This is a genomic window from Pseudomonas guariconensis (assembly GCF_900102675.1).
Taxonomy (GTDB): Bacteria; Pseudomonadota; Gammaproteobacteria; order Pseudomonadales; family Pseudomonadaceae; genus Aquipseudomonas; species Aquipseudomonas guariconensis.
Map to the genome: position 1 here is coordinate 48664 of NZ_FMYX01000003.1, position 22622 is coordinate 71285.

Sequence of the window (22622 nt, forward strand, 5' to 3'; positions counted from 1 at the left end):
GGCTCATCGGCTTGCCTACGCCTGCTTGAGCAACAATGCCACCCCAGGGAAATACTGCCCCAGTTCGTTGTGCAGCGAACGGTAGGCGTAGGGGAAATGCCAGGCGATGGCGCAGGCTGTGTGTTTTTGCAGGTCGTCGACCAAGTCTTGCAGCTCCTCGGGACTAGCGTGCTGCCCGGCCTTCCAGGGGCTGACGAACAACGCGCCGGCCTTGAGCTGGCTGGGGTAGGCGATCGGGCGGGCGAGAGTGGCGGTTTCCTGCAGGGCAGTGGCCAGGTCCAGGCGGGCGATGCGCGGCCAGCGTTGGCTGACATGTAGATGAACGGATTGCTCGGCGGTGCTGATCGACAGGTCGCAGCGGCCTTCGCGTTCGCCTTCGTCGCGTTGCTTCTTGCTGGGATAGTGCGCCAAGGCGACCTGTTCGGCCTGCCAGGCGGCGGCCGCGAGCAGTCCGCTGTTGGTGGCCGCGCCGTGCCAGTAGGGCGCCTCGCTGTCGCCATGGACCTGGTTGAAGCGGTCGATGCACTCGATCCAGCCTTCCAGGGCCGGTCGCAGGAATTCCAGGTTCTGGTTGTTGATGATCAGGCCTCGCATGCTGCGCTCTCCTTATAGTTTTGATCGCATTGCCGAACGCTGATGGCTATGTGATATCACTGCTGCACGTCCGGCACAAGCCATGAAGTCGAGCATTGCCTCGGGCGCGCTTCATTGACGCTCCCGCCCCAACCCTCTAACCTTCGCGGCGTGTTTCAGGTGCTCTGCCAGCCTTCGGTTGGGCAGGGTGAAACTGGGAAGCCGGTGGGCGCCAGCAAGGCGCGAATCCGGCGCTGCCCCCGCAACGGTAGGTGAGTCAAAGGTCGTGCAGGGCCACTGGATACAGGTATCCGGGAAGGCGCGCGATCCATGGGCCAAGGCCCTGCTCACGAGCCCGGAGACCGGCCTGTCACTGCCAACGGCATCACGGAGGGTGATGTGCGGTGCACCGTGGCCTTCTGCCGCGGCCTCTGCGCGTTCTCCGTCTGCCTGTCTATCGACCTGTCGTCGCCTTCCGTGCGCGTCGACAGCTTGCGGAGAATCCTGATGAGCGAATCCACCGAACGCGACGAACGCCACCTGGCGCGCATGCAGCGCAAGAAGGCGATCATCGACGAGCGCATCGCCAATGCCCCCAATGAATGCGGCCTGCTGCTGGTGCTCACCGGCAATGGCAAAGGCAAGAGCAGCTCGGCCTTCGGCATGCTCGCCCGCGCCATGGGGCATGGCATGCAGTGCGGCGTGGTGCAGTTCATCAAGGGCCGCGACAGCACAGGCGAAGAGCTGTTCTTCCGCCGCTTCCCCGAACAGGTGCGCTACCACGTCATGGGAGAGGGCTTCACCTGGGAGACCCAGGATCGCCAACGTGACATCGCCGCCGCCGAAGCCGCCTGGGCGGTGTCGCGCCAGCTGTTGCAGGACCCTTCGGTACAGTTCGTGGTGCTGGACGAGCTGAACATCGCCCTCAAGCACGGCTACCTGGACCTCGACCAAGTGCTGTCGGATCTGCAGGCCCGCCCGCCCATGCAACACGTGATCGTCACCGGCCGCGCCGCCAAGCCCGAAATGATCGAGCTGGCCGACACCGTCACCGAGATGGGCGTGATCAAGCACGCCTTCCAGGCTGGCATCCGTGCCCAGAAGGGCGTGGAGCTATGAGCCAGCCCCGGCATTGTCCGGCGGTGCTGATCGCGGCACCCGCTTCTGGCCAGGGCAAGACTACTGTCACCGCTGCCCTGGCGCGCCTGCACCGCAACCTTGGCCGTAAGGTCCGAGTGTTCAAGTGTGGGCCAGATTTTCTCGACCCGATGATCCTCGAGCGCGCCAGCGGCGCGCCGGTGTACCAACTCGACCTGTGGATGATCGGGGCTGACGAGAGTCGGCGTCTGCTGTGGGAGGCGGCAGGCGATGCCGACCTGATCCTGATCGAAGGGGTCATGGGGTTGTTCGATGGCACGCCATCGAGCGCGGACCTTGCGCGCCACTTCGGCGTACCAGTGCTCGCGGTGATCGATGGCACAGCCATGGCGCAGACCTTCGGTGCCCTGGCCCTGGGCCTTGCGCACTACCAGCGCGACCTGCCCTTTGCCGGCGTGCTGGCCAACCGGGTCGGCAGCCTGCGTCATGCACAGTTGCTCGAAGGCAGCCTCACTGAAGGCTTGCGCTGGTATGGCGGGCTGTCCCGCGAGCGCGGCATCGAGCTGCCCAGCCGTCACCTGGGATTGGTCCAGGCCAGTGAACTCAACGATCTGGACCTGCGCCTGGACGCCGCTGCTCAGGCCCTGGGCGAAAGCTGTGATGCCGCCTTGCCGCCCCCGGTGGTATTCGCCGCCCCCACAACTGCACAGGCGCTGCCGTGCATGGCGGGTGTGCGCATTGGCGTGGCCCGGGATGAAGCCTTTGCCTTCACCTATGGCGCTAACCTCGATTTGCTGCGTGCGCTGGGTGCGGAGTTGGTGTTTTTCTCTCCTGTACACGATCAGGCGTTGCCGTCCGTGGACAGCCTTTACCTGCCTGGCGGCTATCCCGAACTGCACCACCACGCCCTGGCCAGAAACGCGCCGATGCGCGAGGCGATCCGCGCCCACCATGCCCAGGGCAAGCCTTTGCTGGCCGAATGCGGCGGCATGCTCTATTTGCTCGACGCCCTGACTGATGTGGCAGGCGAGCGCGCCGAGTTGCTGGGTCTGCTGCCGGGTGAAGCGGTGATGCAAAAGCGCCTGGCTGCCCTTGCCCTGCAAGCGGTGGAATTGCCGGAGGGCACCTTGCGCGGCCACACCTATCATCACTCCTTGACCGAGACGGCGCTCGAGCCGATCGCCCGAGGCCAGAGCCCCAACGGTGGGCGCGGCAACGAGGCGGTCTATCGGATCGGGCGCCTGACTGCGTCGTACGTACACTTCTATTTCCCCTCCAACCCCCACGCGACGGCGGCGCTGCTGCGACCATGAGTGAACATGCCTTTTCCGCTGCCGAGCGCGCCGCGGTCTACCGCGCTATCGGCGAGCGTCGCGACATGCGCCATTTCGCAGGCGGCGAGGTCGCGCCCGAGCTGCTCGCCCGCCTGCTGGCCGCTGCCCATCAGGCGCCCAGTGTCGGGTTGATGCAGCCTTGGCGCTTCATCCGCATCAGTGATCGCGCCTTGCGTGGCCAAGTCCAGGCGCTGGTGGAACAGGAGCGAGCCTGCACCGCCCAGGCCCTTGGAGAGCGCTCCGATGAATTCATGAAGCTCAAGGTCGAAGGTATCCAGGATTGTGCCGAGGTATTGGTGGCGGCACTGATGGACCACCGCGAAGCGCACATCTTCGGCCGCAGGACCTTGCCGGAGATGGACCTGGCATCGCTGGCCTGCGCCATTCAGAACCTTTGGCTGGCAGCCCGTGCCGAGGGCCTGGGCATGGGGTGGGTGTCGTTGTTCGACCCGCAGGCACTGGGCGATCTGCTGGGCATGCCGGCGGGCGCCAAGCCGATGGCCGTGCTGTGCCTGGGGCCAGTGGTCGAGTTCTACCCGGCGCCAATGCTGGTGCTGGAGCAATGGGCCCAGGAGCGGCCGCTGAGTGAAATGCTCTATGAGAACCATTGGGGAGAGCGGCAATGAGCGTGGCTTTGCTGACTGTGGCCGGGGTGGCCCTGGATGCCTTGCTGGGCGAGCCGAGACGGCGTCATCCGCTGGTGGGGTTCGGCAACTTCGCCGCGCGCCTGGAGCAGCGGCTGAACGCGGGCGGTCGGGGTTGGCGCAGCCATGGCGTCAGTGCCTGGCTGCTTGCCGTGGTGCCGTTGACTCTGCTGGCGCTGGTGCTCTCCTGGTTGCCCTTTATCGGCTGGCTGGTGGATGTGCTGGCGCTGTATTGCGCCCTGGGGCTACGCAGCCTGGGCGAGCATGTTCAGCCGGTGGCTGAAGCTCTGCGTCGGGGGGATCTGGACGAGGCGCGGCGGCGGGTGGGGTATCTGGTGAGCCGTGAAACCCGCGAGCTGGATGAGCCCGCCGTGGCCCGCGCCGCCACCGAATCGGTACTGGAGAACGGCAGTGATGCGGTCTTTGCGGCGTTGTTCTGGTTTGTCGTGGCCGGTGCGCCCGGGGTGGTGCTGTATCGCCTGAGCAATACCCTCGATGCCATGTGGGGCTATCGCAATCAACGCTTCGAACGCTTCGGCTGGGCCGCGGCGCGTATCGACGATGTCCTGAACTACATTCCAGCCCGGCTGGTGGCGCTGACCTACGCGCTGCTGGGCAAGACCCGCCTGGCCCTGGCCTGCTGGCGCAACCAGGCGCCGTTGTGGGACAGCCCGAATGCCGGCCCGGTGATGGCAGCGGGTGCAGGTGCCCTGGGTGTCGAGCTGGGCGGACCTGCGGTGTACCACGGCGAGTTGCACGAGCGTGCGCGCCTGGGGGAGGGGCCTGTGGCCGACGCCGAGGCCATCGAACGCGGTTGGAGCCTGGTGCAGCGCGGGGTATGGCTGTGGTTGCTGGTGATCTGCCTGGGAGCGTATTGGAATGCTTGAACATGGTGGTCGTCTGCTGCGCGCAGTGCGGCAGTACGGCATTGCCCGTGAACACTGGCTAGACCTTTCCAGCGGCATCGCCCCGTGGCCCTACGCCATCCCGGCGATTGCGGTGGAGGCTTGGGCGCGCCTGCCCGAGGTCGAAGATGGCCTGGAGCAGGCAGCGCGCACCTACTATGGCGTCGACAGCCTGCTGGCGGTGGCCGGCTCCCAGGCGGCGATCCAAGGCTTGCCGTCCCTGCGGCCCGCCGGACGGGTTGGCGTGCTCGCGCCTTGCTATGCCGAGCACCCTCACGCCTGGCGGCGTGCAGGACACCAAGTGGTCGAACTGGCCGATGAGCAGGTCGAACAGGCCCTGGACAGCCTCGATGTGCTGGTGCTGGTCAACCCCAACAACCCTACGGGGCGGTGCGTACCGCGCGAGCGCTTGCTCGACTGGCACGCTCGCCTGACGCGTCGTGGCGGTTGGTTGTTGGTCGACGAAGCCTTCATGGACAACACCCCCGCCCAGAGCATCGTTGATTGCGCCGATCGCGCGGGCCTGATCGTGTTGCGCTCGTTCGGCAAGTTCTTTGGCTTGGCGGGGGTGCGACTAGGCTTCGTCATGGCCGAGCAGGCCCTGTTGCAGCGCTTGGCCGAACTGCTCGGCCCCTGGACCATCAGCGGACCGACGCGGGTTTTGGGGCAGTCTTGCTTCAATGACGCAGCGGCCCATCGCACCCAGACCAGCCGTTGTGCTCAAGCCAGTCAGCGTCTGGCGGCGCTGCTCGAAGAGGCGGGGCTGATGCCCAGCGGCGGCTGCGATCTGTTCCAGTACGTGCGTACGCCGCAAGCCGCGCACCTGCATGAGTTTCTCGCCCGTCGGGGCATCCTGGTGCGGCTGTTCGAACAGCCTCAGGCCGTGCGTCTGGGGCTACCGGCCAACGAAGCGGACGAACAGCGCCTGCGCCAGGCGCTGGCGCAATACCAGAAGGAATCGGCATGACCACGCTCATGGTGCAAGGCACCACCTCCGATGCCGGCAAAAGCACGCTGGTCACCGCCTTGTGCCGCTGGCTGTTGCGCCAAGGCATCGGTGTGGTGCCGTTCAAGCCGCAGAACATGGCGCTCAACAGCGCGGTGACTGCCGACGGCGGCGAGATCGGCCGCGCCCAGGCGGTACAGGCCCAGGCCTGCCGCCTGGCGCCACACACCGACATGAACCCGGTACTGCTCAAACCCAACAGCGACACCGGGGCCCAGGTGATCGTCCATGGCCGTGCCGTCACGTGCATGAATGCCGTGGCCTACCACGACTACAAGGCCATCGCCATGCAAGCGGTGCTGCAATCCCACCAGCGCCTGAGCTCCGCCTATCCGGTGGTGATGGTCGAGGGCGCGGGCTCGCCGGCGGAAATCAACCTGCGTGCGGGTGATATCGCCAACATGGGCTTTGCCGAAGCGGTGGACTGCCCAGTGATTCTGGTGGCGGATATCAATCGTGGCGGTGTGTTCGCCCACCTGGTCGGTACCCTGGAGCTGCTGTCGCCGAGCGAGCAGGCGCGGGTCAAGGGCTTCGTCATCAATCGTTTTCGCGGTGACATCGCCTTGCTGCAGCCGGGCCTGGACTGGCTGGAGCAGCGCACCGGCAAGCCGGTACTGGGCGTGTTGCCGTACGTGACCGACCTGCATCTGGAAGCCGAGGATGCCATCGATGCACGGCAGGCGACCCAGGCCGGGCGCCTGTTCAAGGTGATCGTCCCGGTGTTGCCGCGTATCAGCAATCACACCGACTTCGACCCGCTGCGCCTGCACCCGCAGGTCGACCTGCAGTTCGTCGGCCCTGGTCAGCCGATCCCTGCGGCGGACCTGATCATCCTGCCCGGCTCCAAGAGCGTGCGGGGCGATCTGGCGCAATTGCGCGCGCGCGGCTGGGACACTGCCATCGCCCGGCACCTGCGCTATGGCGGCAAGCTCATCGGTATCTGTGGCGGGCTACAGATGCTCGGCCGTGAAGTTCACGATCCGCTTGGCCTGGAAGGCCCAGCAGGCTCGAGCCCGGGGTTGGGTCTGCTGGATTACGTCACGCAGCTGGAGGCTGAAAAGCAACTGCGTAACGTACGCGGCACCCTGAGCCTGGAGCAGGCTGAGGTAGGGGGATATGAAATCCACGCAGGCGTCACCCGCGGCCCGGCCCTGGAGCACCCCGCCGTGCACCTGGAAGATGGCCGTTGTGACGGCGCGATCAGCGCCGACGGACAGGTGCTCGCTACCTACCTGCACGGCCTGTTCGAGGGCAGCCACTCGTGTGCGGCGCTGCTGCGTTGGGCCGGGCTGGAAGACGCCCAGACCATCGACTACGACGCCCTGCGCGAGCGGGACATCGAGCGCCTGGCCGACCTCGTGGAACAACACCTGGACACCGCGCGCCTGCGCCAACTGTGTGGAGTCGCCTGACATGCGCAACCTGATCCTGGGCGGTGCCCGCTCCGGCAAGAGCCGCCTGGCCGAGCAATTGGCCCAGGCCAGCGGCCTGCCGGTGACCTACATTGCCACCAGCGAGCCGTTGGACGGTGAGATGAACGAGCGCGTGCAACTGCATCGCCAACGTCGCCCCGCCGATTGGGGGCTGATCGAAGAGCCCTTGGCCTTGGCCAGCGTGCTGCGTGCCGAAGCCGCCGAAGGGCGCTGCCTGCTGGTGGACTGCCTGACCCTGTGGCTGACCAACCTGCTGATGCTGGACGACGACACACGCCTGGCCCAGGAGCGCGATGCGCTGCTCGAATGCCTGCAGACACTGCCAGGCACCATCATCCTGGTCAGCAACGAAACCGGCCTGGGCGTGGTGCCCATGGGCGAGCTGACCCGTCGCTATGTCGACCAGGCCGGCTGGCTGCACCAGGCGGTGGCCGAGCGCTGCGAGCGCGTGGTACTGACGGTGGCTGGCCTTCCTCTCATGCTCAAAGGACCCTCCCTATGACTCAACCCTGGTGGCGTGACGCCTGCCAACCCCTCGACAGCGCCGCCATGGAGCAGGCCCGTGCCCGTCAGAAGCAACTGACCAAGCCGGCCGGCTCGCTCGGTCAACTGGAAGGCCTGGCTGTGCAACTGGCGGGCCTGCAAGGCTGTGAACGACCGACCCTGGAACGGGTGGCCATCACGATCTTCGCAGGTGACCACGGGGTGGTGGAGGAGGGCATCTCCGCGTATCCACAAGCGGTGACCGGCCAGATGCTGCGCAATTTCGTCGGGGGGGGCGCTGCGATCAGCGTACTGGCGCGCCAACTTCAGGCCACTTTGGACGTGGTCGATCTGGGCACCATCGACCTTGAGCTTGCCTTGCCTGGGGTACGCCATCTGCGCCTGGGCGCCGGCACGGCCAACTTCGCCCGCCAACCGGCGATGACCGAGGCGCAATGGCAGGCGGCGCTCGCTGCCGGGCGCGACAGTGCGTTGCGTGCCGCCGAACAGGGCGCCACGTTGTTCATCGGTGGCGAAATGGGCATCGGCAACACCACCGCCGCAGCTGCGTTGGCCAGTGTCCTGTTGGAGTGCTCGGCGCAGGCCCTGAGCGGTCCAGGTACCGGTCTGGATGCTGTCGGCGTGCGGCACAAGGCGCAGGTGATCGAGCGTGCCCTGGCGCTGCACGGCTTGCGTGCCGACGACCCGCTGCAGGCCCTGGCCTTTGTCGGTGGTTTTGAAATCGCCGCGCTGGTCGGTGCTTATCTGGCCTGTGCCCAGCAGGGGGTGGCGGTGTTGGTGGACGGCTTCATCTGCAGTGTCGCTGCCCTGGTGGCGGTGCGCCTGAACCCTGACTGCCGACCTTGGCTGCTGTTCGCTCACCAGGGCGCGGAACCGGGACATCGGGCCTTGCTCGAAGCGCTGCAAGCGACCCCCTTGCTCGCCCTCGGCTTGCGGCTGGGCGAGGGCAGCGGTGCGGCATTGGCCGTGCCGCTGATGCGTCTGGCCTGCGCCTTGCACGGGCAGATGGCGACCTTCGCCGAAGCCGCCGTGGCGGATCGCTCGGTATGAGGCTCGACCTGCTGCGCCACGGCGAAACCGAATTGGGCGGTGGCCTGCGCGGTAGCCTGGACGACGCCTTGACCGAGCGCGGTTGGGCACAGATGCGCGAAGCGGTAGCCGAGGCGGGGCCCTGGGACGTGCTGGTCAGTTCCCCCCTGCGTCGCTGCGCACAGTTTGCCGATGAGCTCGGCACGCGACTGGCGCTGCCGGTGCAACGCGAAGCTGGCGTGCGTGAGCTGCACTTTGGGGATTGGGAAGGGCGCAGTGCCGCGCAGATCATGCAGGAACAAGCGGATGACCTGGGGCGCTTCTGGGCCGACCCGTATGGCTACACGCCGCCCAATGGCGAGCCAGTGAGTGCATTTGCCGAGCGGGTGCTCGCGGCCGTCGACGACTTGGCCAGGCAGCATCAGGGCAAGCGCGTACTGCTGATCACCCATGGCGGCGTGATGCGGCTGCTGCTGGCACGTGCCCGCGGCCTGCCGCGTGAACAGCTGCTTCAAGTCGAGGTCGGGCACGGGGCGTTGCGGCGCCTGCACCTGGCGAGCGATGGCCAACTGCGAGAGGAGGGCTGAAGTGCTGCCGTTCTGGATCGCCCTGCAGTTTCTCAGCAGTTTGCCGGTGCGCTTGCCGGGGATGCCGGAGCCTCGGCAGATGGGCCGTTCGTTATTGTTTTACCCGGTGATCGGTCTGCTGTTCGGCCTGCTGCTGTGGTTGGCCAGTCAGTGGCTCGCAGGTGTCGCCGCGCCCTTGCACGCGGCCTTGCTGCTCACACTGTGGGTGCTGCTCAGTGGTGCGCTGCACCTGGATGGCCTGGCCGACACCGCCGACGCGTGGCTGGGGGGCTTTGGTGATCGCGAGCGCACCTTGCAGATCATGAAGGACCCACGCAGCGGACCGATTGCTGTCGTTACTGTGGTGTTGGTGCTGTTGCTCAAGTTCTGCGCTCTCTGGGTGCTGGTGGAGCGCGACGCAGGTGCCTGGCTGGTATTGGGCCCTGTGGTCGGGCGCGCTGCCTTGCTGGGGCTGTTCATGGGCACCCCTTATGTGCGCCCGGGAGGGCTTGGACAAGCGCTGGCCGATCACCTGCCCAGACAGGCGGCTGGTTGGACGCTGGTTGGCAGTGCGCTGGTCTGCGTGCTGCTCGGTGGCTTGACGGTACTTTGGGTGCTGCTGGTGTCGGTCGTGGTCTTTTTCTGGATTCGTCACCTGGTGTGCCGGCGCCTGGGCGGGACAACAGGGGACACCGCCGGAGCCCTGTTGGAGCTATTGGAGCTGACGGTGGTATTGGGGCTGGCGTTGTCTGGGCATTGAGGTCTCTGTTGTCAAAGCTGGACTTTTCGCGTGCAAAGGCCTGACACAACGACACCATGCAACTTCCCGCAATGTTGCTGAACGGTTTCCCTGGCGAGGCGGGCGTATGCTCACGGGCCGACCCATGCATCAGGGAGCCCTCGCATGCGCCACTGGATGTTCGCCAGCCTCTTGGCGCTGGCAAGCCTGCCGGCCAACGCTGCAGACCTCATCGATTTCTGGAACAGCCCCCGCCATGGCGGCAACAGTTTCAACCGTTTGCCTCCCGATCGATCCTACTTCCAGGCATTGAGTGGCTACGGCGCCACCTGGGTACGGTTGTCTTACGACAAGTGGAAGCCTCAGGGGCGTGATTTCCTGCTCGGCGATGCTGACGCCTACAAGGGGCTTTCGCCCCAAGACCTGGCGCAGTTGAAGACCGTGCTGGACAACGCCCACGCCGCGGGACTGAAGGTTGTGATCGCCCCGCTTTCGTTGCCGGGCATGCGCTGGTCACAAAACAACCAAGGCCAGTTCGACGACCGGCTCTGGCGGGACAAACGCTACTGGACCCAGGCGGCAACCTTTTGGCATGACCTTGCCCAAGAACTGAAAGATCACCCCGCCGTGGCGGCCTACAACTTGATCAACGAGCCGGCGCCAGAGCGCCATGGCGGCCTGGCCGAGCATGCCGAGCTGCAACGTATGCAGCAGTGGTACGCCGGTGAGCAGGGCGGCCCGCGTGATTTGCCGGCCTTGTATCGCGAGCTGGTCGCGGCAATTCGTGAGGTGGATGCGACCACCCCGATCATGGTCGATGCCGGCTGGTACGCAGCAGCCGATGCCTTCGGTTATTGGCCGACGGCGTTGCCAGATCGGCGAGTGCTCTACAGCGTGCATATGTACGAGCCCTATTCGGCTACCAGTGCGCCGAATATGGCGCGCAAGCAGCCGATTCCCTATCCGGGGCCGGCACCCTTCGGCGGCAAGCGTGAACGATGGGATGGTGAACGGGTAGCGGCTTATCTTCAAAAGCCGCTGGAATGGGCGGATGCGGTGGGGGTTCCCCGCTCTCGTCTGGTGGTGGGGGAGTTCGGCTGCATGCGACGACTGGCCGGGTGCAAGCAATACCTCGAGGATGTCCTCACTGTCTTGGACAAGCAGCAACTGCACTGGGCCTTCTACAGCTTCCGGGAAGACAACTGGGACGGCATGGACTACGAACTGGGCGCGGCCAAGGTGCCCTGGCGCTACTGGCAGGCGATCGAAAAGGGTGAGCCTGATCCGCTGGCGCGCCAGGCTACGGCTGAGTTCGAGCCGATTCGCCGGCGGTTGGCGCCATAACATCAGATTTGAAATTTATTGCAACATTTCGGTTGCGGGTATATACACGCATTCATGCTGACCAGTGAATGCATCTGTACCCATCTTCGCCGAGCCGCCCGTGGGGTGAGCCGACACTACGACGAAGCCCTTGCCGGCTTCGGCGTCAATGTCGCGCAGTTTTCCCTGCTACGTCACCTGCAGCGGCTCGATCGGCCAAGCATCACCACCTTGGCCGAAGCCATGGGCCTGGATCGCAGCACCCTAGGGCGCAACTTGCGCGTGCTGGAGGCCGAAGGGCTGGTGAAACTGTCCGATGGCGACGACCAGCGCAATCGCCTGGTGCTCCTGAGTGCGGCGGGCGAAGCGTTATTGCGCGCTGCGCATCCCGCATGGGAACAGGCTCAGCGGAAATTGATCGAGCGATTGGGCGAAGGGCAGCGGGACGTGCTGATTGGGCTGCTGGAACGCCTGGCCTGATGTTTTACAACTAAAAGTGGGTATATACCCGCATGAACCTTGCGATGTGCTGGAGAGAACGACGATGACCTCGGTATGGCGAACCAGCGGGTGGGTATTGTTGGGGGCGGCGCTGATTCTGGCGTTGTCCCTGGGGGTGCGGCATGGCTTTGGCCTGTTCCTGGCGCCCATGAGTGCCGAGTTCGGCTGGGGGAGGGAAGTGTTCGCCTTTGCCATCGCCCTGCAGAACCTTATCTGGGGTCTGGCCCAGCCGTTTGCCGGAGCCTTGGCTGACCGCTTGGGCGCCGCGCGGGTCGTGATCATCGGCGGGATTCTCTACACCGTTGGGCTGGTATTGATGGGCATGGCCGACTCGGCTTGGTCGCTCTCGCTCAGCGCCGGTCTGCTGATCGGCATTGGGCTGTCTGGCACATCCTTCTCGGTCATTCTCGGTGTTGTGGGACGCGCAGTCCCGGCGGAAAAACGCAGCTTGGCCATGGGTATCGCCAGTGCCGCCGGCTCATTCGGCCAATTTGCCATGCTGCCGGGGACGCTCGGCCTGATCCAGTGGTTGGGTTGGTCGGCGGCCTTGCTGGTACTGGGCTTGCTGGTGGCCTTGATCGTGCCGTTCGTGGGCCTGTTGCGTGATCGACCACTTCCGAATCACGGTACCGAGCAGACACTCGGCCAGGCGCTGCGCGAGGCGTGTTCGCATTCAGGGTTCTGGTTGCTGGCGCTGGGCTTTTTCGTCTGCGGTTTCCAAGTGGTGTTCATCGGCGTACATCTGCCGGCCTACCTGGTGGACCAGCATCTGCCGGCGACCACCGGCACCACCGTGCTGGCGTTGGTCGGGCTGTTCAATATCGTCGGTACCTACACCGCCGGTTGGTTGGGCGGGCGCATGTCCAAACCGCGTTTGCTCACGGGCTTGTACCTGTTGCGGGCGGTGGTGATCGTGTTGTTCCTGTGGGCGCCGGTGACTCAGGTCAGTGCTTATCTGTTTGGCATCGCCATGGGGCTTTTGTGGTTGTCCACGGTCCCGCTGACCAATGGCACCGTGGCCACAGTGTTCGGTGTACGTAACCTGTCCATGCTCGGTGGCATCGTCTTCCTGTTCCATCAGTTGGGCGCCTTCCTCGGTGGTTGGCTGGGCGGCGTGGTGTACGACCGTACCGGCAGCTACGAGCTGGTCTGGCAGATCTCGATTCTGTTGAGCGTGTTGGCTGCTGCCTTGAACTGGCCCGTGCGCGAGCGTCCTGTGGCACGCCTGCAGGCCCAGCCGGCATGAACCGCTCCCTGACGCGTGGGTTGCTGGCAGCGGGCGCGCTCGTGCTGCTGGCGCTGGCGTGGTGGGGCTGGCATGAGGGTGGTCTGGCATTGATGCAGTTGGGCATGGGTGTTTGTTAGGCGCTACCCTGCAGGTAACGGATTTTCATCTTGCAGGAGTGCCGTACGATGTCTTTACGCAGGTTTACCCTTTCGTTACTGGTTCTTGCCGCCGCTTCGTCCAGTTGGGCGGCCGATTGCCCCGCCTTGCTGCAAGGTAGCCTGCCCGAACTGCGTGGCAAGGAGCAGATCGATTTGTGCGAGCGCTTTGCCGGCAAACCGCTGGTGGTGGTCAATACCGCCAGCTATTGCGGTTTTGCCCCGCAGTTCGAGGGCTTGGAATCGACCTACAAGGCTTATCACGAAAAGGGCCTGGAAATGCTCGGCGTGCCTTCGAACGACTTCAAGCAGGAAGATGCCGACAGTGAGAAGACCGCCAAGGTGTGCTACGCCAACTATGGCGTGACCTTCACCATGACCAAGGCCCAGGCTGTGCGTGGCAAGGATGCGGTGCCCTTGTTCGTTGAGTTGGCGCGTCAGAGCAGTGCGCCGAAATGGAATTTCTACAAATACGTGATCGATCGCCAGGGCAAGGTGATCGCCAATTTCTCCAGCCTGACCAAGCCTGACGACCCCGCCTTCCAGGCAGCGATCGAAAAAGCCATCGCTTCCCAGCCATGATGTTCAGTGCGCGTGGGGTCGTTGATCCCACGTTGGCCGAGCCTTGGTTGGTACAGGCATGAAAAAACCGCCACGAGGGCGGTCTCTTCATGTAGCGGGTGCAACTCAGAAGCGGTAGGTGAGGGATGCACCGATGCCGTGAGCGCTGTTTTCGTACTTGGCCTGGTAGCTGCCCTTCAAAGCGCCTTCCTGCAGGGAGTCCGGACGATTGTTGACCTTGGTGTCTTCTTCCCACAGGTAGGAGTAAGCCACGTCGATGGTCATGTCGTCGTTCGGGCTCCAGCCAGCACCGAAGCTGACCGCCTTGCGATCGCCAGTCGGGATACGTGGCGAACGGTCGTGGTTGTTGGTTGGCGACTGGTCGACGGAGAAGCCTGCGCGCAGGGTCCACTCCTTGTTCACCTTGTAGGCTGCGCCAATGGCGTGGGCCCAGGTGTCGTGCCAGTTCTGCTCTTCGGTGATGGTCTTGAGCGGATAGCCTGCGGGAGCCTCGTTCTCGACGGTAATGTTTTCCAGACGGCTCCAACGAGTCCAGGTGCTACCGGCATACAGCGTCCAGTTGTCATCCAGTTCGTGAGTAATCGAGAAATCTACCGACTCAGGGGTCTTGATCTTCAGACTGGCGTCGAACTTGCCGCTCAGGCCGATGGGCAGAGGGTATGAAACGCGGGTGTTGCCTTCGAGCTTGTAGTCGACCATCGAATGGTAGGTCAGGCCCAGGCGGGTGCGATCAGTGGCCTGTACCAGTACACCGATGTTGTAGCCCACGGCGGTATCGTCGCCCTTGATCTTGACTTCGCCATCGCGAGAGCCCGGGCCAGCAAAGGCCTGGCTGCTGAGGTTCGAACCCAGTTCACCCTTGATGCGGTTGATGGTCGGGCCAAAGCCAATCGACACCTTGTCGTTGAATGCATAGCTGACGGTCGGCTGGAATGTTACGACCTCGACTTTGCTCTTCTTGCCCCAGTAACGTGCGGCATCATCTCCACCGTAGTCGGTGATCAGGCCGAAGGGTACATACACACCGAAGCCTACGCTCCAGTGGTCATCGATCGGCTTGACGTAGTAACCCATTGGTACGCCGACGGTTGGCACCATGTCACCGTCAGTCTCACCCCCGTAGTTACTTCCGCGACCCGAGATATCGGTCTTGGCGATGACGGCAGCACCGCCGACGGTAACTTGTTCACGCTTCAGGCGCGACATGCCGGCAGGGTTGCCATAGACAGTGCTGGCATCTTCGGCAGAAGACGAACGCCCTGCGAAACCTGTCCCCATACCGCTGACGCTTTGTTCGTTGAGGGCGAAACCTGCTGCGAACAGTTGGCTGGATGCGAGGGCGACAGCTACACCGAGGGAGGTTTTGAGCATTGCTTTTTTCATTATTGTGAAACTCCTTGGGTTCTCCGGGGCGAAAAGCTACCAACAATTTACGTGCTGCGCTATAGGCTCAATCGCAGCAGTTCGTGTAGTTTTGTAGGACAATCCGACCAAAATTCCCTTTTTTCCGGTTAATTTGTAAGGCACCTCTTAAGATGCTTCCGAAAGAATGGGGTTCACACAAAGATGCCAAGCGTGGGTGAAATCGCGCAGGCGCCCTTGGGGGTGGAAGATTTGGCGCCAGACGCGCGCCAGTCCCAACAGGTCATCGGCAGCTGGCAATCGAGGGGCCTGCTCTTCGATGAGCATCCAGGCGATCGCGGTGGAATAACGCAGGTTGACTGCAAGTTCTAGGTGAGGACCGCGAAGGAATGCATGCTGGCTGGCCAGGCCGCGGACCAGGCTCGCCAGATCCGGATCGCGTGCCAGGTAGTCGTCCCAGAGGGCCTGATGGCGAGTTTCGCCGATTCGGTAGAGGCCGTGACCACGCCTGTCGTGCAATGCCGAGCCGAGTGCCGACTGGCTAGCGGCCACGCCCAGCAGCAAGGCTTCGGCGCTTTCGCAATGACGATTCAGGTAGATCAGGGTCGGTCGGATCACATACTGACACAACTCTTTCGCTGCGATGCCCATGATGCCCTCGATCAGTTAAGGGCCGACGGGCGCTGGAGCTTGGCAGCTGGTGAATTGATCAGGCCCGCCGGAAGCGGCTCGCACCGCTCGAGTTGAAGTGTAGTGTGATAATCGTGGTGTAAAGGGCTGTTTTTAAATCGATTGCTGCCGGACGCCCCGGCGTATATGCCTTGTAGCAATTACGCCAAGAACGATCAGGCTGGCAAGCGAAGGGGTTACCGAGCGTGTGAATACATGGGTATATGTCGTTCACGCGGCCAACGACTGGCGAGTGCGCTCGATGATGGCCTGCAGCGGCGCGCTGCGGTTGTACTGCTCAGGGTACAGGCGTTCGGTATGGCATGCGACGCCATGCTCGTCGACCAGAGTGAAACTGAAGCTGCCCTTGCGAGGTGCGACGATGAGGCACTTCAAGGGTGCGAAGGCCTGGGACAGGGTGCCGATGGCGGATTGGATCTGATGATGAGTATTCATATTGTTTGGATGTTCCTGCATTTAACACGGGGTTCGATCCGTGCATCTTAGAAACGTTCCAGTGACGCCTTTATTAAGGGACGAAGAACCTGACTGGAACAGGGCAGCCAGAGGAGGCGCAAGCAAATGTGGGCGCTGGGCTGACTGGTAGGTACATCAGAAGGCGGGCAAGGCACGCCAGGGCCAAGGTTCGAGGCCTCTGGGTGAAAAATCCCGATCAATCTGTTACGTGATTCGTGATGGAGCAGCGGGGCTGTCTGGGAATCATCGAAAGGGCCGGTCCTGGTTTCAGCAATGGCTACTCGTTGGGTCGAGCGAGGCACTGCAAGGACACTGTTGGCCAGAATTGACTTTCAGCTGGGTACTAACGGTGAGCACCCTACCCTAAACATCTGTACCTGGCAAGCGATTTCGTGTTTTACCAGGCGAGCCGAGCAGTATGGCGTTTAATTGACTGACTGTGAAGTGGGGCGCAGACCGGCCGTGGGGACGATGCCTACACCGGTGGCATCCAAATGGCTGTAAATCGCTCACTTGTGCACACACTGACAACGACTTGTAACAACTTGGCAACAGCCTACGGGAGCCTCGCCAATGACTTGACTGTGCGCTTAAGTCAATGAAAAAAAACACTAATTTTTGCTGGTGAAAAAATCGACAGTTTGACCAAAAGCCCCATTTCATGGGGCTTTGCGGCCACGTCGGGGGGGTTGTCCACCGAGTTATCCACAGCTTCTGTGGATTGTCCCGAGCGCTTGCTCTAGGACGGGCGTGCCAGCTGTTTTTCGAATTGTCCGACAATCATGAGGCAGCCCAGAAGCGATACCATGGCTTCAAAAAACGTCAAGAAAAGATCGTAGAAATTTTTTTTACTTCGCCCCAAAAGCACCGGGTCATCCGAATAAAAAAAGAGTACAGTGGCGCGCCTCTCGAGTTGCCTTCGCTGTTGGTCATGAAGTTTCGCGGTAAACACCTCGCCAGTCCCCCTGTCTCTTCGTCAGAGCCTTATTCCAAGCGCTTTTCCTTGAAAGTCGCCCTGTGGCTGCTCGACAGTCCACGCCTGGGGGACAAGACGCACGTCAAGCACCTGGCCGGCCGCCTGTTAAAGCAACCCGCGCGCCAGGGTGTGGTAGTGGCCCAGAGCCGCCTGGGGCAGATGCTTTGCCGGGAGTGCGGCAATGCCCGCGACCGGCGCATCGGTCATGACCTGTTGCGCCAGGCTGCGCGCGCGGGCGATCGTCGTGCGCAACTCGAATATGGTCGCCTGTGTCAGGCCAGCGAGCCGGAGCAGGCCCGTTATTGGTTGGAGTTGGCGGCAGGGCAGGGGTCGCAAGAGGCGCGGCGGTTGCTCCGACAGCTGCTTCCGGTTTGAGTGCCTATCGCAGGAGAGTCCTGCTACGCCCGCGATGGAGCAGGCTTTACCCTTGTGGCAGGAGCGGTAAAGCCACCCAAAGCATCAACTGGTAAGCTCACGGCATTGTCGAACATCGATTGGAGTCGCTATGGCAGTGGATCTTGCCAGTATCCTGCTGGGCCTCGTCGCCGCAGCCGTCCCTTGCCTGGGTTGGGCATTGCAGTTGCAGCGACAACTGTCGGCCAGGCAATCGGAGCTGGCGTTGGTGCAAGAGCGCCTATCCAGCGCCCAACTTGCCCACGAAGGTCTGCAAGCGCAACTGGAGGCTTGCCGTGATGAGATCAGCGACCTGAGCGAGGCGAACGTGGTCAAGCAGACCACTTTGGCGGCCCAGGCCCGAGAACTCGAGTTATTGCAGATCGATCGCGACAACGCCCGTGATGCCGCCCACGCCTGGCAGCTCGAGCGGGCCAATCGGGAAGCCGAGCAGCGTCGCCTGGAGGCCCAGGCCGCACGCCTGGAGGCAGAGCTTCGGGAACAGCAGGAAAGTCACCAACAGCGTCTCGAAGACCTGCAGGAGGCGCGCGATACCTTGCGTGCCCAGTTCGCCGAGATGGCTACCAAGATCTTCGATGAGCGTGAACAACGTTTCACCCAGACCAGCCAGCAGCACCTGGGCCAGTTGCTCGACCCACTCAAGGAACGCATCCAGGCGTTTGAGAAGCGCGTTGAGGAAAGCTACCAGCAAGAGGCGCGCGAGCGCTTTTCCCTGGGCAAGGAGCTCGAGCGCCTACAGCAGCTCAACTTGCGCCTGTCGGATGAAGCCACGAACCTGACTCAGGCCTTGAAGGGCCAGAAGACCCAGGGCAACTGGGGGGAGCTGATTCTCGAGCGGGTGCTGGAGCATGCGGGGCTGGAGAAGGGGCGGGAGTACCAAACCCAGGTCAGCCTCAAGAGTGCCGACGGGGAGCGTTACCAGCCCGATGTGCTGATCATGCTGCCAGGCAACAAACAGGTCGTGGTCGATGCCAAGGTCAGCCTCACGGCCTACCAACAGTTTGTGGCTGACACCGATGCCGAACGCGCCCAGGCTGCCCTCAAGCAGCACGTTCAATCCCTGCGCAGTCATGTCAAAGGGCTATCGAGCAAGGATTACAATCGTTTGGACGGTTTGCACAGCCTGGATTTCGTCCTGCTGTTCGTGCCCATAGAAGCGGCGTTCTCGGCAGCCTTGCAGGCCGAGCCCAACCTGTTCCAGGAAGCCTTCGATCGGCAGATCGTGATTGTCAGCCCGACCACCTTGCTGGCGACTTTGCGGGTCATAGACAGCCTGTGGAAGCAGGAGCGCCAGAGCCAGAATGCGCGGGAAATCGCCGAGCGAGCCGGGTGGCTATACGACAAGTTCGTCTTGTTCATCCAGGACCTGGACGAGCTGGGCAGTCGCCTGCAGCAGGTGGACAAGGCCTATGCCGCTGCGCGCAACAAACTGTGCGAAGGTCGCGGCAACCTGGTCAGCCGCAGCGAGCAACTCAAGCTGCTTGGCGCCCGGGCCAGCAAAAGTCTGCCGGGCGAATTGCTCGAGCGGGCGCTTGCCGAGGGCGTGCCGGCTGGCGAAGCGCTTACTGAACAAGGCTCAGATGGCGATTGAGCAAGGCGCGCAAGGCCGCCGGCTTGACTGGTTTGGCCAGGTAATCGAGGCCGGCGGCGTGCACCATGGCGATGGTTTCGTTGCGCCCGTCCGCGCTGATCACCACGCCAGGCACCGGCTCGCCCAGGCGGGTGCGTAGCCAGGCCATCAGCTCGGTACCGGTCTCGCCATCGTCCAAGTGGAAATCCACCAGCGCCAGGTGCGGGCGCATGCCTTGGGCCAGCAACGCTTCGCATTCCTCGCGGTTGCGCGCTGTCCAGACCTGGCAGCCCCAGCGGCTGAGCAGGCTGTTCATGCCCAGGAGAATGCTGTCTTCGTTGTCCACGCACAGCACCTGCAAGCCGGCCAGGGGCTGGCTGACCTGTTCCACGGGCGCGCGGGTCTCGGGCGCCGGGGCCCGGGCGATCGGCACGCTGACCCTGAAGACACTGCCCTTGCCTGGCCAGGAGCGCACTTGCAGTGGATGCCCCAGCACCCGGCACAGGCCATCGGCGATCGCCAGGCCCAGGCCCAGGCCTTTTTCAGCGCGGGTCTGGTGGCTGTCCAGGCGCTTGAATTCTTGAAAGATCACCTGCAACTTGTCGTCGGCGATACCCGGGCCTCGATCCCAGACCTCCAGCCACAGGCGCTCGCCCTGGCGGCGCACGCCGAGCAGCAGCGGACTCTTGCCGTATCGTAGGGCGTTGGTCAGGAAGTTCTGCAAGACCCGTCGCAGTAGTTTCATGTCGCTCTCGACCCGCAGCCGGCTGCCCCGCAGGCGGAACTCCAACCCCTTCTCCGCCGCCAGCACCTTGAATTCGGTACCCAGGGTATCGAACAGTTCGTTGAGGGCGAACGGCTTGGGATCGGGCGTGATCTTGCCGTTTTCCAGCCGTGAGATGTCCAGCAGGTCGCTGATCAGTTCCTCCGCCGAGCGCAGAGAGCTGTCCATGTGCTGCACCAGTTGCCGGGCCTCTTCGTTCATGCCTTCAGTCTGTTGCGACAGGGCGGCGGAGAACAGCCGCGCAGCATTGAGCGGCTGCATCAGGTCATGGCTGACCGCGGCCAGGAAGCGGGTCTTGGACTGACTGACCGCTTCGGCACGGCTCTTGGCTTCCGTTAACGCCTGGTTGAGCTGGGAGAGTTCTTGGGTCCGTTCGGCTACCCGTTGCTCCAGGCTTTCGTTGGCATCCTTGAGCGCCTGTTCGGCTTCGCGGAAGGGCGTGATGTCGGTGAAGCTCATGACAAAGCCCCCGCCTGGCATGGGGTTGCCGATCAACTCGATGACCCGGCCATTGGGGAACAACCGCTCGGAGGTGTGTGCTCGGCCCTGGCGCATCCAGTGCAGACGGCGTGCGACATGCACCTGCGCCTCGCCAGGGCCGCACAGGCCGCGTTCGGCGTTGTAGCGGATGATGTCGGCGATCGGCCGACCCACGCTGATCAGCCCGTCGGGGTAGTTGAACAACTCCAGGTAGCGGCGGTTCCAGGCCACCAAGTGCAGGTTCTGGTCTACCACGCTGATGCCCTGGTTGATGTTCTCGATGGCGCCTTGCAGCAGGGCGCGGTTGAACTGCAGCACCTCGCTGGCTTCGTCGGCGATGCGCACCACGTCTTCAAGCTGCATCTCTCGGCCTTCGATGGCCGCCTTGACCACTGCGCGGGTCGAAGAGGTGCCAAGCACACCCGCCAACAGCCGCTCGGTGTGCTCGATCCAGTCGCCGTCGGCGTTCTGGTTGGGGTTGAAGCCCTTGCCCTGGCGATAGGCGAAACGAATGAAGCTCTGTCGCGCCCGCTCTTCGCCCACAAAGCGCGCAGCCAGCTTGAGCAGATCGTCGATCTGTACCGCCAGCAGCGACCGGTTGCTGGGCCTGGCGCTGCTCTGTTGACCGATGAAGCGGCCTGCCTGCCAGTGCTCCGAGACGCGTGTGCGCGACAGGATCGAGACCCAGGCGAACAGGATGAAATTACCCGCCAGGGACAGCACCACACCCTGGGTCAGTGGGGTGATCGGCAGGTTCAGCGGGTTGCCGTGCAGCCAGGCAAGGCCGGGGAACAGTTGCAGCGACCATCCCAGGCTGTGGGCGGCGATCGGCAGCACCAGGGTGTAGAACCATAGGAATATCCCGGCCGCGAGGCCTGCGAATACGCCGCGGCGGTTGGCCTGCTTCCAATACAGCGCCCCCAGCATGGCTGGCGTCAATTGGGTTACGGCGGCGAAGGCGATCTGGCCGATGGTCGCCAGGCTCGCGGTGGAACCCAGCAGACGGTAGCTGACATAGGCCAGCAGGAGAATGGCGACGATGGTCACTCGGCGCACCGAGAGCATCCAGTGGCGGAACGCCTCGAACGGCCGTTCGGCGTTCTTGCGACGCAGCAGCCACGGCAACAGCATGTCGTTGGATACCATGGTCGACAAGGCCACCGCCTCGACGATGACCATGCCGGTGGCGGCCGATGCACCGCCGATGAACGCCAGCAATGCCAGGCTCGGGTGGGCCTCGGCCAAGGGCAGGCTGATGACGAAGGAGTCGGAGATCACCGTGCCTGGCAGCAACATCTGCCCGGCCAGGGCGATCGGTACCACGAACAGCGCGGCCAGGGCCAGGTACAGGGGGAACACCCAGCGGGCCATGCGCATGTCCTGGGGCTCGATGTTTTCCACCACAGTGACATGGAACTGGCGGGGTAGGCAGATGATGGCCATCATCGCCACGGCAGTCTGCACCACCATCGAAGGCCAGTTGACGGTTTCCTGCCAGTAGGTTTCCAGATGCACCGACTGTCGCGCCTGAGTGAACAGATCATCGAAGCCGTCGTACAGATTGAACACGACGAACGCGCCAACGGCGAGGAAGGCCAGCAGCTTGACCAGAGATTCGAAGGCAATCGCCAGGACCATCCCCCGGTGGTGTTCGGTGACGTCAAGGCTGCGCGTGCCGAAGACGATGGCGAACAATGCCAGCACTAGCGAAATCACCAGTGCGGTGTCCTGCACTCGGGGGCCAGTGGCGTCAGCGTTGGCACCGATCAGCAGATTGACACCGAGCACGATGCCCTTGAGCTGCAAGGCGATGTAAGGCAGCACGCCGACCAGGCAGATCAGCGCCACCACCACCGCCAGCGACTGCGACTTGCCGTAACGTGCAGCGATGAAGTCGGCAATCGAGGTAATGTTCTCTTGCTTGCTGATCAGCACCATCTTCTGCACCACCCAGGGCGCGAAGACCAGCAGCAGCACAGGCCCCAGATAGATGGGCAGGAACGCCCAGAGCTGTTCGGCAGCCTGGCCGACCGCGCCGAAGAAGGTCCAGCTTGTGCAGTACACCGCCAGCGACAGGCTGTACACCCAGGCGCGCAGGCGTGGCGGCAATGGCGTGCTGCGACGGTCGCCATAGAAGGCGATGGCGAACATGATGGCCATATAGGCCAGGGCGACCACGGCGATCAGCCCACTGGACAACGACATGCAAACTCCGGAGCAAAAAAGGAAACGCGGTCCCGATCAATCAGTCTGGCACGCAGTCTGGGGTT

General features: G+C 63.5%; 22 protein-coding genes and 1 riboswitch. Of the genes, 17 read left to right on the forward strand and 5 right to left on the reverse strand.

The window, feature by feature from the left end; genetic code table 11:
• Window positions 1–15 precede the first annotated feature (15 nt).
• Window positions 16–594: a hypothetical protein gene (locus BLS27_RS05535; protein ID WP_043215665.1), complete on the reverse strand. Its 579-nt coding sequence runs from the start codon at window positions 592–594 to the stop codon at window positions 16–18.
• A gap of 140 nt (window positions 595–734) precedes the next feature.
• A riboswitch (cobalamin riboswitch) is annotated at window positions 735–958 on the forward strand.
• A 122-nt stretch (window positions 959–1080) separates the two neighbouring features.
• Between BLS27_RS05535 and cobO the strand changes: the two genes are divergently transcribed.
• From cobO to BLS27_RS05605, 15 genes are all read left to right on the forward strand, one after another.
• Entirely contained in the window at window positions 1081–1692 is a 612-nt protein-coding gene (gene cobO / locus BLS27_RS05540) for a cob(I)yrinic acid a,c-diamide adenosyltransferase (RefSeq protein WP_043215681.1), read from the forward strand.
• Entirely contained in the window at window positions 1689–2984 is a 1296-nt protein-coding gene (locus BLS27_RS05545; RefSeq protein WP_090343596.1) for a cobyrinic acid a,c-diamide synthase CobB, read from the forward strand. The genes cobO and BLS27_RS05545 overlap by 4 nt, the downstream gene beginning before the upstream one ends.
• Window positions 2981–3631 (forward strand): 5,6-dimethylbenzimidazole synthase, encoded by a 651-nt coding sequence (bluB, locus tag BLS27_RS05550; protein WP_043215661.1) that lies wholly within the window; start codon window positions 2981–2983, stop codon window positions 3629–3631. Before BLS27_RS05545 ends, bluB begins: the two co-directional genes overlap by 4 nt.
• On the forward strand, window positions 3628–4536 hold the full coding sequence (gene cbiB / locus BLS27_RS05555) for an adenosylcobinamide-phosphate synthase CbiB (protein ID WP_090343599.1): 909 nt from the start codon (window positions 3628–3630) through the stop codon (window positions 4534–4536). Before bluB ends, cbiB begins: the two co-directional genes overlap by 4 nt.
• Window positions 4529–5521 carry a threonine-phosphate decarboxylase CobD gene (gene cobD / locus BLS27_RS05560; protein ID WP_090343601.1) on the forward strand — a complete coding sequence of 331 codons (993 nt, stop codon included), beginning with the start codon at window positions 4529–4531 and terminating at the stop codon, window positions 5519–5521. The genes cbiB and cobD overlap by 8 nt, the downstream gene beginning before the upstream one ends.
• A complete protein-coding gene (locus BLS27_RS05565; RefSeq protein ID WP_043215724.1) occupies window positions 5518–6972 on the forward strand; it encodes a cobyric acid synthase in 1455 nt (484 codons plus the stop codon). Before cobD ends, BLS27_RS05565 begins: the two co-directional genes overlap by 4 nt.
• Window position 6973: 1 nt before the next feature.
• Complete coding sequence (gene cobU, locus BLS27_RS05570; protein WP_043215725.1) at window positions 6974–7495, forward strand: bifunctional adenosylcobinamide kinase/adenosylcobinamide-phosphate guanylyltransferase; 522 nt, start codon at window positions 6974–6976, stop codon at window positions 7493–7495.
• Entirely contained in the window at window positions 7492–8547 is a 1056-nt protein-coding gene (cobT, locus tag BLS27_RS05575; protein ID WP_090343603.1) for a nicotinate-nucleotide--dimethylbenzimidazole phosphoribosyltransferase, read from the forward strand. Before cobU ends, cobT begins: the two co-directional genes overlap by 4 nt.
• Window positions 8544–9113 carry an alpha-ribazole phosphatase family protein gene (gene cobC / locus BLS27_RS05580; protein ID WP_090343605.1) on the forward strand — a complete coding sequence of 190 codons (570 nt, stop codon included), beginning with the start codon at window positions 8544–8546 and terminating at the stop codon, window positions 9111–9113. The genes cobT and cobC overlap by 4 nt, the downstream gene beginning before the upstream one ends.
• Before the next feature lies 1 nt (window position 9114).
• A complete protein-coding gene (locus tag BLS27_RS05585; RefSeq protein WP_090343607.1) occupies window positions 9115–9852 on the forward strand; it encodes an adenosylcobinamide-GDP ribazoletransferase in 738 nt (245 codons plus the stop codon).
• Window positions 9853–9996: 144 nt separating this feature from the next.
• Window positions 9997–11175: a glycoside hydrolase family 5 protein gene (locus tag BLS27_RS05590; protein ID WP_090343609.1), complete on the forward strand. Its 1179-nt coding sequence runs from the start codon at window positions 9997–9999 to the stop codon at window positions 11173–11175.
• Window positions 11176–11229: 54 nt separating this feature from the next.
• Window positions 11230–11634: a MarR family winged helix-turn-helix transcriptional regulator gene (locus tag BLS27_RS05595; protein ID WP_043215729.1), complete on the forward strand. Its 405-nt coding sequence runs from the start codon at window positions 11230–11232 to the stop codon at window positions 11632–11634.
• 64 nt (window positions 11635–11698) lie between these two features.
• Window positions 11699–12901 carry an MFS transporter gene (locus tag BLS27_RS05600; RefSeq protein ID WP_090343611.1) on the forward strand — a complete coding sequence of 401 codons (1203 nt, stop codon included), beginning with the start codon at window positions 11699–11701 and terminating at the stop codon, window positions 12899–12901.
• Window positions 12898–13020 carry a hypothetical protein gene (locus BLS27_RS24050; RefSeq protein WP_256664366.1) on the forward strand — a complete coding sequence of 41 codons (123 nt, stop codon included), beginning with the start codon at window positions 12898–12900 and terminating at the stop codon, window positions 13018–13020. Before BLS27_RS05600 ends, BLS27_RS24050 begins: the two co-directional genes overlap by 4 nt.
• Window positions 13021–13068: 48 nt before the next feature.
• Window positions 13069–13620, forward strand: a complete 552-nt coding sequence (locus BLS27_RS05605; RefSeq protein WP_043215731.1) for a glutathione peroxidase — start codon at window positions 13069–13071, stop codon at window positions 13618–13620.
• 105 nt (window positions 13621–13725) lie between these two features.
• On the opposite strand, the gene BLS27_RS05610 is transcribed toward BLS27_RS05605, so the two are convergent.
• The 3 genes from BLS27_RS05610 to BLS27_RS05620 form a co-directional block, all read right to left on the reverse strand.
• Window positions 13726–15003, reverse strand: a complete 1278-nt coding sequence (locus BLS27_RS05610; protein ID WP_043215732.1) for an OmpP1/FadL family transporter — start codon at window positions 15001–15003, stop codon at window positions 13726–13728.
• Between the two features lie 147 nt (window positions 15004–15150).
• Window positions 15151–15633 (reverse strand): hypothetical protein, encoded by a 483-nt coding sequence (locus BLS27_RS05615; protein WP_090343614.1) that lies wholly within the window; start codon window positions 15631–15633, stop codon window positions 15151–15153.
• 249 nt (window positions 15634–15882) lie between these two features.
• Entirely contained in the window at window positions 15883–16107 is a 225-nt protein-coding gene (locus BLS27_RS05620) for a hypothetical protein (protein WP_043215552.1), read from the reverse strand.
• A 952-nt stretch (window positions 16108–17059) separates the two neighbouring features.
• Here BLS27_RS05620 and BLS27_RS05625 point away from each other — a divergent pair.
• Both BLS27_RS05625 and BLS27_RS05630 read left to right on the forward strand, forming a co-directional pair.
• Window positions 17060–17479 carry a tetratricopeptide repeat protein gene (locus BLS27_RS05625; RefSeq protein WP_043215564.1) on the forward strand — a complete coding sequence of 140 codons (420 nt, stop codon included), beginning with the start codon at window positions 17060–17062 and terminating at the stop codon, window positions 17477–17479.
• Between the two features lie 244 nt (window positions 17480–17723).
• Window positions 17724–19109, forward strand: coding sequence for a DNA recombination protein RmuC (locus BLS27_RS05630; RefSeq protein WP_167358073.1), 1386 nt, complete (start codon window positions 17724–17726; stop codon window positions 19107–19109).
• Here BLS27_RS05630 and BLS27_RS05635 read toward each other — a convergent pair.
• Complete coding sequence (locus BLS27_RS05635) at window positions 19081–22557, reverse strand: hybrid sensor histidine kinase/response regulator (RefSeq protein WP_090343619.1); 3477 nt, start codon at window positions 22555–22557, stop codon at window positions 19081–19083. The genes BLS27_RS05630 and BLS27_RS05635 overlap by 29 nt on opposite strands.
• Window positions 22558–22622 lie beyond the last annotated feature (65 nt).

Coding starts and splice junctions, on each gene's coding strand:
- BLS27_RS05605 (WP_043215731.1), top strand. CDS start 13,069: ATGTCTTTACGCAGGTTTACCCTTTCGTTACTGGTTCTTGCCGCCGCT.
- cbiB (WP_090343599.1), top strand. CDS start 3,628: ATGAGCGTGGCTTTGCTGACTGTGGCCGGGGTGGCCCTGGATGCCTTG.
- BLS27_RS05625 (WP_043215564.1), top strand. CDS start 17,060: ATGAAGTTTCGCGGTAAACACCTCGCCAGTCCCCCTGTCTCTTCGTCA.
- BLS27_RS05610 (WP_043215732.1), bottom strand. CDS start 15,003: ATGAAAAAAGCAATGCTCAAAACCTCCCTCGGTGTAGCTGTCGCCCTC.
- BLS27_RS05565 (WP_043215724.1), top strand. CDS start 5,518: ATGACCACGCTCATGGTGCAAGGCACCACCTCCGATGCCGGCAAAAGC.
- BLS27_RS05615 (WP_090343614.1), bottom strand. CDS start 15,633: ATGGGCATCGCAGCGAAAGAGTTGTGTCAGTATGTGATCCGACCGACC.
- BLS27_RS05545 (WP_090343596.1), top strand. CDS start 1,689: ATGAGCCAGCCCCGGCATTGTCCGGCGGTGCTGATCGCGGCACCCGCT.
- cobC (WP_090343605.1), top strand. CDS start 8,544: ATGAGGCTCGACCTGCTGCGCCACGGCGAAACCGAATTGGGCGGTGGC.
- cobU (WP_043215725.1), top strand. CDS start 6,974: ATGCGCAACCTGATCCTGGGCGGTGCCCGCTCCGGCAAGAGCCGCCTG.
- BLS27_RS05600 (WP_090343611.1), top strand. CDS start 11,699: ATGACCTCGGTATGGCGAACCAGCGGGTGGGTATTGTTGGGGGCGGCG.
- BLS27_RS05595 (WP_043215729.1), top strand. CDS start 11,230: ATGCTGACCAGTGAATGCATCTGTACCCATCTTCGCCGAGCCGCCCGT.
- BLS27_RS05590 (WP_090343609.1), top strand. CDS start 9,997: ATGCGCCACTGGATGTTCGCCAGCCTCTTGGCGCTGGCAAGCCTGCCG.
- BLS27_RS24050 (WP_256664366.1), top strand. CDS start 12,898: ATGAACCGCTCCCTGACGCGTGGGTTGCTGGCAGCGGGCGCGCTCGTG.
- BLS27_RS05635 (WP_090343619.1), bottom strand. CDS start 22,557: ATGTCGTTGTCCAGTGGGCTGATCGCCGTGGTCGCCCTGGCCTATATG.
- cobD (WP_090343601.1), top strand. CDS start 4,529: ATGCTTGAACATGGTGGTCGTCTGCTGCGCGCAGTGCGGCAGTACGGC.
- BLS27_RS05620 (WP_043215552.1), bottom strand. CDS start 16,107: ATGAATACTCATCATCAGATCCAATCCGCCATCGGCACCCTGTCCCAG.
- cobO (WP_043215681.1), top strand. CDS start 1,081: ATGAGCGAATCCACCGAACGCGACGAACGCCACCTGGCGCGCATGCAG.
- BLS27_RS05535 (WP_043215665.1), bottom strand. CDS start 594: ATGCGAGGCCTGATCATCAACAACCAGAACCTGGAATTCCTGCGACCG.
- cobT (WP_090343603.1), top strand. CDS start 7,492: ATGACTCAACCCTGGTGGCGTGACGCCTGCCAACCCCTCGACAGCGCC.
- bluB (WP_043215661.1), top strand. CDS start 2,981: ATGAGTGAACATGCCTTTTCCGCTGCCGAGCGCGCCGCGGTCTACCGC.